Source organism: Legionella sp. ST3F1, assembly GCF_048553315.1.
In the GTDB taxonomy this organism is placed as follows: Bacteria; Pseudomonadota; Gammaproteobacteria; order Legionellales; family Legionellaceae; genus Tatlockia; species Tatlockia donaldsonii.
Genome location: NZ_JBLZIO010000016.1, coordinates 31,886 through 44,644, shown reverse-complemented (window position 1 = coordinate 44,644; position 12,759 = coordinate 31,886). Strand labels below are relative to the sequence as shown.

Genomic DNA, 12,759 nt, shown 5'->3' with positions numbered 1-12,759 from the left:
TCTATAGACTAAGGTTTCGCAATCTGGAATAAACTCGGTATAATCTATCTTTTTATAATTTTTAAATAAGCATGAAGCTGTTACGTAGATTAGATGAGGTTTCTGCGGGTACTGTTGCAACCATCGGTAATTTTGATGGGGTACATCGTGGTCATCAGGCATTATTGGCTCAGCTGCATAGGCAAGCTGATAAAATGAAGTTGCCAGTAACTGTGTTTTTGTTTGAGCCTCAACCAGGAGAGTACTTTCACGGGCAGTTGGCACCTGCGCGATTAACCAGTTTGCGAGAGAAATTACAAATACTAAAGCAATGTAACGTTGACTATGTATATTGTCTAAAATTTAATAAGCACTTAGCTTTAATGCCTGCCCCGGATTTTGCGCAGCATTATTTTTTTTCTTTGCACCACGTAAAGTATTTGTTAATAGGAAGGGATTTTCGTTTTGGCCATGCCCGGCAAGGTGATGTGGCATTGCTGGAAGAGCTGGGCCAGCGAACTGGTTGTCTTGTACAAACGTTCCCTGATTTTGCTATTGCGGAAGAACGTGTCAGCTCCACGAAGATTAGAAATGCTCTATTGCAAGGGCAGCTTGAGCAAGCCACTGTTTTATTAGGGAGGACCTTTAGTCTTTGTGGACGAGTGGTTAAAGGCGATGGACGAGGTAAACAATGGGGTATACCGACGGCAAACCTGGGTATGCATCGTTTAACCTTGCCCTTAAAAGGTGTTTTTTGTGTTCAAGTACGTAGAAGCACAGGTGAGTTATTGAAAGGAGTTGCCAATATTGGCAGCAGGCCAACAGTGGATGGCACAAAAAATATTCTTGAGATACATCTCTTCGATTTTAATGAAAGTTTATACGGTGAGATGCTGCAAGTGTTTTTCTTGCACAAATTGCGAGATGAAATTAAATTCTCATCCGTGGATGCCTTGATTCAACAAATTCAGGATGATGTAGTTGCGGCTAAAGAACAATTTAAAGGAGCGCTGGCATTTCGCTAATTTGAATTATTTGATTTTTGAGCATCGTAATGCGCCAAGAAAGAAAAAATGCTAACAATTCCTGGTGCGAATCGGTGTTGAACTTAACGCGTTAACAGAGTGGACCCAGATGGCTGAATACAAAGATACCTTGAACTTACCGGATACATCTTTCCCAATGAAAGCGAGTCTTGCGCAACGTGAGCCTCAGATGCTGGCTGATTGGGATAATAAAGGTATTTATGAAAAAATTAGACAGGCTCGCTCCGGTTCTAAGCGTTTTATTTTGCATGATGGTCCTCCCTATGCAAATGGACATCTTCATTGCGGCCATGCATTGAATAAAATTTTGAAAGATATAATTACTAAATCCAAATCACTGAGTGGTTTTGACGCCCCCTTTGTTCCGGGATGGGATTGTCACGGTCTGCCTATCGAACTGAATGTAGAAAAGAAAGTTGGGAAAGCCGGCCTTAAGATTAGTGCTGCTGAATTTCGCAATAAATGTCGTGACTATGCAACTAGCCAAATTGATATTCAACGGGATGAGTTTAAGCGTTTAGGTGTGTTTGGGGATTGGCAGCATCCCTACATAACAATGGATTACACCTACGAAGCAAACATTATTCGTGCACTGGGTAAAGTGATTGAAAATGGCCATTTACAACAGGGATTCAAACCGGTTCATTGGTGTATTGATTGCGGTTCAGCATTGGCTGAAGCTGAGGTGGATTATGAAGACAAAACGTCGCCATCCATTGATGTCGCTTTTTTGGCAGTGAATCCGCAAGACATTCTTGGGGCAGTTGCTGGTGTATTGCCAGTGAAGCCAGTCATTGTACCAATCTGGACAACTACGCCCTGGACTTTACCTGCTAACGAGGCTGTTTGTTTGCACCCTGAACTGGACTATGTCCTGGTGGATGCGGATAAACATTATTTCTTGATTGCCGCAGAGCTGGTTGAATCAGTCATGCAGCGTTATGGAATAGAAAAATACAAGCTCAGTGCTAAGGCTAAAGGACAGCGATTCGAAAGAATTGCTTTGCAACACCCCTTTAATGAGCGTCAGGTGCCTATTGTGCTTGGTGAGCACGTTACTACTGATTCGGGAACAGGTTGTGTGCATACAGCACCAGCTCATGGACCAGAAGATTATCAAGTGGGGCAAGCTTACGATCTACCTCTGATTAATCCTGTTTTAGCCAATGGTTGTTATGCAGAGGAAGTTCCTTTGTTTGCCGGCCTTTCCGTTTTAAAAGCGAATGACAAGGTGATTGAAGTACTTCAGGAGCGGCAGGTACTTTTGCATAACGAATCAATCCGTCATAGCTATCCTCATTGCTGGCGTCATAAAACACCGATGATTTTCCTTGCGACACCACAATGGTTTATCGCTATGGACAAAAATGGTTTACGTCAGTCAATCAGCAAAGTTATTGATCAAGTCAAGTGGGTGCCCGAATGGGGCAAGGCGCGTATCAGTGGAATGGTTGAAAGTAGACCTGATTGGTGCATTTCACGCCAGCGCGCGTGGGGTACACCAATGCCTTTATTTGTGCATAAGTCAACAAGAGAGTTACACCCAAATACGGTAGAGCTGTTAGAGCAGGTGGCGCTGAGGGTAGAAAAAAGAGGTATTGATGCCTGGTTTGACCTTGATATTGCTGAGATTCTGGGTGCTGATGCAGAACATTATGACAAAATAAGCGATACTCTGGATGTATGGTTTGATTCAGGTGTATCCCATTACAGCGTGTTAAAGCAAAATGCAGCACTCGGGTTACCGGCAGATGTCTATTTTGAAGGGTCTGATCAGCACCGCGGCTGGTTTAATTCTTCATTGACTACTGCGGTGGCTATTTATGGTCATGCGCCTTACAAGACTGTGTTAACTCATGGTTATACAGTTGACGCAGAAGGCAGAAAATTGTCGAAATCCAAGGGGAATTACGTCGCCTTGGATAAACTGATTAATCAGCACGGGGCTGATATTCTGCGTTTATGGGTTTCCTCCACTGATTACCGGCATGAAGTCAGTATTTCCGACGAAATTATTAAACGTAACGCAGATGCTTATCGTCGTATTCGTAATACGGCACGCTTCTTATTGGCTAATTTATTTGATTTCCAACCAGAAGAGCATTGTCTTGATGCAAGTCAGTTAATTGAATTGGATCGTTGGGCTATTAAACGATGCCAGCAATTGCAAGATGAAATTTTAACTGCTTACGAAAATTATCATTTTCATGTTATCTACCAGAAGATTCATAATTTCTGTGCCGTAGATATGGGTAGTTTTTATTTGGATGTGATTAAAGATCGCCAGTACACAACGGCTAAAAACAGCATTGCCAGACGCTCCTGCCAAACGGCTATGTATCATATTATTCATGCCTTAACGCGTTGGTTGGCACCTATTTTATCCTTTACAGCGGATGAAATTTGGCAGGCAATTCCTGGGCAAACAAGTGACTCTGTTTTTATAGAACGCTGGTATGAAGCATGGCCTGTTATTACAGATGTCGATATGGCTTTCTGGCAACGCGTTCAAACTATACGTGATCAAGTTAATAAGGCATTGGAAGATAAACGGAAAGAAGGAGTAATTGGTTCTCCCTTGGCGGCAGAAGTACTGATACTTTGTCCCCAGGAAGAGACTAAAACGATGCTCGATAGATTAGGAGATGAGCTCCGCTTTGTTTTAATAACGTCGGCTGCCAGTGTGGAGTTGATCGATGACTACAAGAAAGGAGTGGGAGAAAGAATGGAAAAAATGACTCCCGGTACTGAGGAATCAGTCGAAATTGTCGTCAAAGCGAGTGAATATGAAAAATGTGAACGTTGCTGGCATCGATGCGAAGACGTCGGTGAGGATGCAAATCATCCTGGCTTATGTCAACGTTGTGTTGGTAATATTAGTGGTCATGATGAAGAGAGAAACTTTGTATGAAGAAATGGCCCTGGTTTGTACTGAGTCTATTGGTTCTGTTGGTTGATCAAGCTTCCAAATATTGGGCTACCAACTATTTGATTCCCTATCAGCCCGAACCATTATTCCCTATGATGAATTTTACTCTGGCTTACAATACGGGGGCTGCCTTTAGCTTCCTTAGTGGGGCAGGCAGCTGGCATCGCTGGTTTTTTGCCGGTTTTAGTATTGTGATGAGTTTGATCTTGATTGTTTGGCTGATCCGTATACCGGTAAAAGCGAAATTACAATCGGCCGCCATCAGTTTGATTCTGGGAGGGGCAGTAGGAAATTTATATGATCGGGCTGTTTTAGGCCATGTCACCGATTTTATTGACGTCTATTACAAAAATCATCATTGGCCTGTTTTTAACTTGGCTGATAGCGCCATTTGTATCGGCGCTATTCTACTCCTGATTGATCTATGCAAAAACCCCAGCCGCTAATGCATTTAGTTGTTTGCTTTCTGGATTGAGAATGCTTACTGCTGCAACGGCTGGCAGGCTTAGATAGTGCTCCGCTTCATCCCATTCGATTTCGGCTGGAAATAAACGCAGCATCGGTAAGCACTTATTCAATGAGCCGCAAAAAGCCAGATTTGCAGGGTAGGGTCTTGCTTGATGGTAACCTAAAGCCATCACTTGCATCGCTTCAGAAATTGTTGCGATACCTGGTAAGTAGTTAATTGAATAAATAGCGGCTGTTTGCGCAATGGAAGGTAAAAATCCGGGACTCGAAACAAAATGTACGCCGGCATTATAACAATCTTCCAGCTGTTGCGTGCTGATAATATTACCTGCACCAATACGTAGTCCTGGGAATTCCTGCAAAATTCTTCTTAAGAGATTTTGTTCACTACAATTAATTTCAACAACAGAGAAACCTGCTTGAGAAATTTGCTTTAACCTGTCAAATAATAAGGCATCCACATCAAGGGTTACAATAATTGATTGATTTCCAAATAATTTATCAGTCATCATGGCTATTCGCTAACAGGCTGCAACATCCGTTCATGTTAGAAGAGTTGCAGCTGCTTAGCAAGTCAAAAATCCATTATTTGTATGGATCTTTAAAGGCTGTATGGATCTTTAAAGGGAGTCGGGTGAAATTTGACTGACTCTTTAGAAGACTGGAACTCTTCGCTCTCCTGTTCTCGCGGGCTTGTTACAGAGGTTACAAAAGGTTTATAAGCTGACACAGCCGATATCTCAATTGTTTGCAGGTAGCGTTGCATTTCAATCTGGGCATTAGCGTTAAGTGCTTTTCCAAACCGAGTAATTAAATTTTGTAATTTGCTGTTATCCTTAGGTATGAGATCGCGCAGTTTCTCAACGTCTTCTTTCTTCGGATTATTTTTTAATTTATCCAAAAGGCGTTCAATCTGTAACCAGGTCTCGGAAGGAACTGGCTTGGGTGTTTGACTGAACATTCCTGGACCTGATATATGAGGCTGAGGACGAGGCTCATGTTGAAGGGCTTTTAGTGCTTCATTAACCTCGGCTTTTCGTTGCTGCATGAATTGAATTTGATCGCGAAGATCGTGAATTTCCTTATGGACTTGTTTTAACTCTTGTTGCTTTTTCCCTAATTCAAGCTTTTCATTATGGTGTAGCAATTTATCTATGGTTGCTACACTGCGTAATTTGTCATGAGCTTTATCCTTTTCATTCGGCGTCATGTTATCCAAAGATTGATGACCAGTTAACAGATAGGATTTACCATGCTGATCTTTAACAACTCGTTGTCCTGGGGATAAAATATAAGCTGCATCTTTATAGGACATGGTTTCTGTCCCATCCTTTTTAACGAGTATTTTCTCGCCTTTAAGTACGGCTATCATCTCTTTAAGAGTGACCATTTCCGCAACGAGCCCTTGATGCTCTAGTATCATGGCCATTGCTTGCTTTTCTTTTTTAACATCGCCGTCTTGCAGCAATTCACGGATGATTTCTAAGTCAGTACGAATTTGATCGTCCAATTTCGCAGCATTGCTTTCAATCACTTCTATGCGGTCTTCGTCAGAGATAGGTGTGAATCCTTTGTTTCCACGGTGTAGTAAGGCTCGTGCTTTTAATACTAGAAGCAGCGTTTCTAAATCGTGACTTTCTTTTGAAATTACGCCAGCAATATCCAGATATTTCGTTCGATCTTTAGCGACCGGACTTTCACTTCTTTTAAGGAATGAAGCGTGGTCTAATTGTTTCTGTTTAAGTTGGTTTTCTATATATTGAATTCTAATATCATAAGCATCAATAACCTTATCATGACTAAGGTCTTTGCTCAGTGCCTGTGCGATATGAGTATGGGCTTGTGCCACGTGGTTACCCAACGCTTGATATTTTTGTTGAATAGCAGCTATTTGGGAGGTTATTGCAGCTTCTTGTGCTTGTTTGGCTGTCAATTGGTTTTCAAGTGCGTCAATAACGTTCTGATACGCCGCTAACTGTTGTGATAGGGCGGCTGCGTGGGCAGCAGCTGATGTTTCGCTCGCGCCATATGAGGTGCCGCCCGTGGCATTCTCTTTACTGCGCTCTATCGCTTTCTGACCTGCTTCAGCATAGGCTCGATTCAATTCCTTCGCTTTCGCGGCTTTGTGCATCATCACACCCGCCAGGAAATAAGCAAGTCGTCGTTTTCTTAATGCTTCTTTCTCCCGTTGCTCGAAAGCACGCTCAGCTTTAATGGCCTCTTTTTCTGACCATTGGGCGGCGATCGTTTCTTTTACTGTGTCGCCTGCCGGGGAATTTAAAAATTGAATTACGTCTTTAGCGGATTTAAGACCAAAGCGACTAAGGAATTTAGCTCCTAGTTCACGATCATTTGCCTGCTGAGTGACTGGACCTGTTTTGTCTTGGCTGGTCCTTAATGCTTTTTCAGTGTTCGCAAACCATTCCTCTACTTCGGACTCAGTTAAGGTTACTTTGCCTTGGTGAGTATTGAGGGTTAATGTGTCTTCTTCTGGACGTTGTGAAGGCAAACTGCTTTCTTGAGATTGGGTTAGTCTTACCCCATCTTTAGACTGAGAGGCTGTTAATGCACTTTCTTCTTGTTGTCTATGCTCTTGTACGGCTTGTTTCATTTGTGCAGATTTTATTTGCTCAGATTGGGCATTAGTAGAAAGTGGTACCAGCTTGGCAGGTTTGATGTGTTGAGACATGCTAACTCACAAAAAGAAGTGATTATTATATAAAGTATACACGAAACTAAATTGGCTACACAATAGTCAAAATGACTTTTGGGCGAACTAAATTATTAAGCTTCCTTAATAATTACTTACCAACAAGCACTTAGAGCTGCATTGCTGCCAGTATCCGGGTGTGTCCCTTTTATACCCAGGTAATTGAAGGTTAACTCCTGGCAAATAATTTTATCAAAAGCCTGAGCCTTTTGGGCGGTCGCTTTTAACTCATAAGTTGTGGCAGTCTGCGATTCTATTGATAGGGTATACCAGCCTTCGGGCGACACATTAGTATTTTGTACATCAGTATTTTTGCCTGTAGCGAGTGTTGCCGATTGGTAACTATGATGTATGGCATAATAGTGTTCCAGGCGATTTGCCAAATCAATGAGAGCAGTCTTACCGTCAACACGCCTGACTCGCACAATATAATCGAGGTAAGTGGGATAAGCCAGCGTGATGAGTATTCCTGCAATGGCTATTACTAGAAGTGTTTCGATAAGTGTGAATCCTTTGCTTGTCATATCCGTTTTATTCATTATTACAATATTATTGGCTAAAGGTAGTTCGTAACGAGAGTTCGATTTTCGCCGCTTGGTGAGCCTGGGAATTGGGCAGCAGTGAATAAGGGAGGATAATGGATTGTTTCATTTTTTGTTTGTGCAACTGATAGAGGTATATCGATTTCTTTCTTTTCCTGTGTTGACTCATCAGTGTCAAGTAATACCTCTAATAAGCAACGAGTAGTATCGTGCGGAAAAGGTTCTAATTTTTCTAAACGCATAGGCTCTTGGATAAAGTAATCATTATCATTATTTTTATGCATCTCATGCAATAATCCATCTTCTTTGCAAAAGGCCCAAGCATGCAATTGACGGCGCGTAATTTGTATCTGTGCTAACAAACCTTGCTTTGCGAATCCAGCTAAGCTTTCCAACCAATTAGCGCTATGAGTAACGCCTTTGGCTGCTAACCGAAAAATGTGGCCTGCCGTATTGTCCCAGAGTAATGCGGCAACAATCAATGAGGTTCCTGCAGTATAGGCTAGTTGTCTAATAATGGGGGTTAGGCAAGTTAAGCTAAGGCGGATAGAAAATGATAAAATATCAATGGTGGGCAAGAGGATTAGATTTTTAAGTAAGGCTAAAGGAGTCAGAGTAACTATCCGCAACAGATTGAGGCTATTATTAAGCCAAAAATTTTTCACATAAGGTTTAAAGGAAATATTAAAACCATACAGAGGAGATAATCGAAATCCTGGTAAATAGTTACGATTAGTTAGCCAATGGGAAAAATCAAGCAAGGCCTGTCCTAAAAGGTGCCAATTTCCCAAAATAGCAAGCGATTTACTTAACAAGCCTGTTAGTCCCAAAAAGGGGACATGAATAAATAGGCTCCCTATTTCCAGTAGGGGTATAGTCGTTAAAGCTAACGATAAATCACCCAGTGCCGCAAGCGTCTGTCTGCTGTTATAACGCATTAAAGACCAGCTTTTTTTAAGGCCAGATAAAAACCCTTTTCTATAACCATAATGATAGCCCTCGGCAAGAGGGCCCAAGACTATTTTTGCCAGGGTCAACCCGCCTTTTAAGAGCCATTTAATTGAACCAAACAACCAGTCTTCTCCGGGATGCATAACAGTGGAATAAAGCGCCGCTCCACCTTTACCACCGAAGGCAGCGTAATTAAAATACGGGAAGCGGCCCTTTTCCTTTTTGAATGTTGGAATGGTGTTGCATAAGCCATAGCCTAAACTCAAGGCGAGAGCAGCAATAATAGCCACTTCTGCCGGATCTTCTTTTAGTACAGTGGCCGCTTTAACAAAAAACTGATCGAGATCGCCGCCTACAACAATCGTTTGCCAATAAGTGACTGCAGCAGAAATTGCTTCAGCAGTAGCACCATGGCTCATCCATTTGCCAAGTTCCTGAGTGGGTTTAATACCTGAAATAAGCTTATTCAATTGTAATTTTTGCAAGAGCTTGGTTAGCATTTCGGGTGCAATCACTGCTCCTGCGCCATAAGCATAGGCAGCCATTGCCAAGGTGCCAACGATGGGATTTTTTTCATTAGTCTCAATAAAAAAACCTGCTATATGGCGTACTACCCCCAGGAGCCGATGGAGTGGATTATCATAGGCGGGCGGGCTCGGCGGGTGGTTCTCACGAGCGATTACATAACGACTTGTAGCAATTTGTGTTTTCACAAACTCTTCTAGCGTTTCCCCATTAGCAAGGACACCCTCTTTACTTAAAAAATGCTGCAATGAGATTAGGTGGGGCGGTGGGGTATGCGGCTTACTTTCAACTAAATGATGGCCACTATGAATATGGTGAATAAATTCATTACCTAGCTCATAGGCTATTAGCTGGTATAAATGCTCGTATAACTGAAAGAAAAAGGTCGGTAGGCGCGAAAAAAAGGCTTTAACACGTAAATTGATACGTTCAGGCAAATAAAGATGATGCTTGCTAAGTTGGCTTAAAGTAAATAAATCTTCTCCGCTGGGTAATGGGTAATAAGCATGTTTCTCTACAAAAAAAGGAAGTACCACAATTTCATTGTCTACACGGACAATGACTTGTTGATCAGGTAACTCTACCCAGCTGCCGTTTTCAAGATTAGTAAGCAATGCTATTGCTTCCTGCAATGACGCTGCTGTTAGTTTTGCTATCCTTTGTTTGGTAAACGCTGCAACCAAATCATCAAGTTTTTTGTAGCCAATTTGTTCCAAACCCCTTAAATGGTAATAAGGTTTGATACGAGTGATTGATAAACCGTCAAGCCTTGTGTTGGTGTTAATTATCTCTGTAGGCTGATGCTGAATGAGCGAGTGGTTAATCCAATCTCTACTATCATGCCAGAGTTGGCGTAAAAATAATGCCAGGCGTTTAAAACGATTTGCAGGGATAGTTAAGGCGGGCGCCGGATTAAGGCCATAAAGTTGGCAAATAACACGTATAGTGTCATTTAACGCTTCTTCATTTTGCCCGATGTGTAATTCACTGTCCCAGACAAAACAGGATGGTCTGGAGTTGGATGCCTCAGGGTCATATTGGGTAAAATCCAGTTGATCGATTCGGGTTACCTGATAAAAACGATTGAACTCATAATGCTGTGCCATTTTTACTGCATCGAAGAGAATGCGATTTAATTCCCCTTCCGAGATAATAGGATTATTGGCGAGCAGGCGATTTTTAGCACAACATTCGTCCAGTATCGCAATAATATCTCCACGTAAAGCTTCTTGGGCACTCCAGTTATCAGGCGTTATATCACGTTCGCGAGGCAACAGCTGTTGAAGATTAGCAATACACTGGGATGCCAATTCATATTTTGCAGTTTGTATGTCTGTGAGGGGTTTTTCATAACTGTTAGCACGAATACGGTAACGATGCACATGACTGATGGCATTCGCTACCAGTGAGGCAGTGCGCTCACCAGGAAGTTGCTGCAGTTTTTCCGGTGTAGTTGTTAACAAAAATAATTGTACAGTTCCCTTATTATGATTGGCGACCATGCGCAGGCAATCACCATCTGGCAGGCGATAATCCATACCATAGTAGCCATATAATACAGTACCGGCTTGATTAGTAACGGGGGAACCTGTAATGGTGGGTACTGCTTGATGAGAATAAGGTTTAACTTGCAAAGGTATTATTGCTTGTAAGCGCCCGTCAATATATTCCGTTCTGCCCATGTTACACTTGGTTATTGAGGATCCCTTGTGCAACACTATATGCTTTTATACAACAATGGCAAGTAAATTTGCACTAAGTCCGATTGGATGATAGTAAAATCCATCTTGAAGAGTTGTTAGCTAATTAATTCAAGTACAAATGTCGTTTGCGGAAAAGGATAGACTATCATTTTTGTTGAGCGAATTTTGATTCTGGTGTTAAGAATATAGGCATCGCTGGCAATCTTGTAGGTGGACTGTTAAAATGTGCTAAAAATAAACAGGATTTAGGATTAATGACAAGTTACTGCGGTTACATTGCCTTGGTTGGGCGACCTAATGTAGGTAAATCAACTTTACTGAATCATATCTTACAACAAAAGCTAAGTATTACTTCTAAAAAACCACAAACTACAAGACACAGTATTTTAGGCATACAGACTCTTGAGCAATATCAATATGTCTATGTAGATACTCCCGGCATTCATCAGGGATCAAAAAAGGCGATGAATCGCCTGATGAACAAAACAGCAATCAGTGTCTTGCGCGATGTCGATGTTATCGCTTTTTTAGTGGATGGAACACATTGGGAAGATGAAGATGAATATGTGCTACGTTTGATTAAGCAGGCTGATGTTCCTTGTATTCTTGTTGTCAATAAAATAGATAAGATTAGTGATAAATCGTTACTGTTACCCTGGTTAGAGCAGATCAGCCAGCGTCATGATTTTGCGGCTATCATCCCCCTTTCTGCCAAGACAGGAGTGCAAGTTGATAATTTGCAACAACAATTAAAAGCCTATTTACCCGAAGGTCCCCATTTATTTGCGGATGATCAATTCACAGATAGGCCTATACGTTTTTTATGTGCTGAATTGTTACGGGAGAAAATTTTTCGTTTTTGTGGCCAAGAATTACCATACTCAACCACTGTTGATATCGAATCTTATAAAGATGAGGGTAATTTGGTACGTATACACGCTTTAATTTTAGTCGATAAAGCCAATCATAAACGCATGATTATTGGTGATAAAGGGCAGAAATTAAAAGAAATGGCTACCGGCGCCCGTTTGGATATGGAGCAATTACTGGGTAAAAAAGTTTTTTTACAATGCTGGTGTAAAGTAAAATCCGGTTGGGCTGATGATGAGCGTCTATTAAAACAATTAGGTTATGACCACTGAAACGCTGGAGGGTTGGGTTTTACATAAACGCCCCTCTGGTGATACGAGTGTGCGGATAACCTTTTTTACCCGCGAAAAAGGGGTGCTCACCTGTTTATGTAAGGGGGGGCGCACTCCGAAAAAACAAGCCCTTTTACAGCCTTTTAGTTCCCTATGGTTAGCCATTGATACCCGGAAAGATTGGTATTATGCGCGTAACATTGAAAGCACTACCACAGGTTTTAAACTCAATGGAGAGGCGCTTTTTGCCGGCCTTTATCTCAATGAGCTACTCTATTATGCTCTTGCCCCCATGGATACTCATCCAGAACTCTTTGATGTTTATCTGCTAACTTTACGTGGTTTAACTACCACAACGGATAGGTTAGTGATTGAAGCACTCTTAAGACGTTTTGAATATGCGCTTCTTTTAGCCTGTGGTTGTTCTATTTCCTTTACTGAAGAAGCTTGTTCTACTAATGCAATTGTTAGTCATAAACAATACCAATTCATTGCTAGCACAGGATTTATGGCTTCCACTGAAGGGGGGATGTCTGGCGGTGATATTCTCGCACTTTCCCAAGGACAACTCAGTGATTTGAATGTCCTGAAAACGGCAAAAATAATTATGCGTCAGGCAATTGATCATCTGCTAGGTGGACGAGAGCTTAAATCACGCTCCTTATATATCCGGCAAAAAAATTAAATAGGCTTCTTGTGAACTCCCCCTATAGAGAACCGTGCGGGGAGAAAGGCCGATCAACACGCTAATCCAGTAAAGTTTC

General features: G+C 41.8%; 9 protein-coding genes. 5 read left to right on the top strand and 4 right to left on the bottom strand.

Going from position 1 to position 12,759, the window contains the following annotated elements; all coding sequences use genetic code 11:
* Positions 1–71: 71 nt before the first annotated feature.
* From ribF to lspA, 3 genes are all read left to right on the top strand, one after another.
* Positions 72–1,004: a bifunctional riboflavin kinase/FAD synthetase gene (ribF, locus tag ACN4Z1_RS11395; protein WP_228364923.1), complete on the top strand. Its 933-nt coding sequence runs from the start codon at positions 72–74 to the stop codon at positions 1,002–1,004.
* Positions 1,005–1,113: 109 nt separating this feature from the next.
* A complete protein-coding gene (ileS, locus tag ACN4Z1_RS11390) occupies positions 1,114–3,936 on the top strand; it encodes an isoleucine--tRNA ligase (RefSeq protein WP_228364924.1) in 2,823 nt (940 codons plus the stop codon).
* Entirely contained in the window at positions 3,933–4,400 is a 468-nt protein-coding gene (lspA, locus tag ACN4Z1_RS11385) for a signal peptidase II (RefSeq protein WP_115221591.1), read from the top strand. The genes ileS and lspA overlap by 4 nt, the downstream gene beginning before the upstream one ends.
* Here lspA and ACN4Z1_RS11380 read toward each other — a convergent pair.
* The 4 genes from ACN4Z1_RS11380 to ACN4Z1_RS11365 all read right to left on the bottom strand — a co-directional run bounded on the left by ACN4Z1_RS11380 (position 4,377) and on the right by ACN4Z1_RS11365 (position 10,832).
* Positions 4,377–4,934, bottom strand: a complete 558-nt coding sequence (locus ACN4Z1_RS11380; protein WP_058447442.1) for a multidrug DMT transporter permease — start codon at positions 4,932–4,934, stop codon at positions 4,377–4,379. The two genes, lspA and ACN4Z1_RS11380, sit on opposite strands and share 24 nt — an antisense overlap.
* Before the next feature lie 89 nt (positions 4,935–5,023).
* Positions 5,024–7,111 carry a hypothetical protein gene (locus tag ACN4Z1_RS11375; RefSeq protein ID WP_228364925.1) on the bottom strand — a complete coding sequence of 696 codons (2,088 nt, stop codon included), beginning with the start codon at positions 7,109–7,111 and terminating at the stop codon, positions 5,024–5,026.
* Between the two features lie 116 nt (positions 7,112–7,227).
* Positions 7,228–7,671: a type IV pilin protein gene (locus ACN4Z1_RS11370; RefSeq protein WP_304608160.1), complete on the bottom strand. Its 444-nt coding sequence runs from the start codon at positions 7,669–7,671 to the stop codon at positions 7,228–7,230.
* 17 nt (positions 7,672–7,688) lie between these two features.
* Positions 7,689–10,832: a hypothetical protein gene (locus ACN4Z1_RS11365; protein WP_228364926.1), complete on the bottom strand. Its 3,144-nt coding sequence runs from the start codon at positions 10,830–10,832 to the stop codon at positions 7,689–7,691.
* A gap of 275 nt (positions 10,833–11,107) precedes the next feature.
* On the opposite strand from ACN4Z1_RS11365, the gene era reads away from it, so the two are divergent.
* Positions 11,108–11,995, top strand: coding sequence for a GTPase Era (gene era, locus ACN4Z1_RS11360; protein WP_228364927.1), 888 nt, complete (start codon positions 11,108–11,110; stop codon positions 11,993–11,995).
* A complete protein-coding gene (gene recO, locus ACN4Z1_RS11355) occupies positions 11,985–12,680 on the top strand; it encodes a DNA repair protein RecO (protein WP_228364928.1) in 696 nt (231 codons plus the stop codon). The genes era and recO overlap by 11 nt, the downstream gene beginning before the upstream one ends.
* The last annotated feature ends 79 nt before the right edge of the window (positions 12,681–12,759 follow it).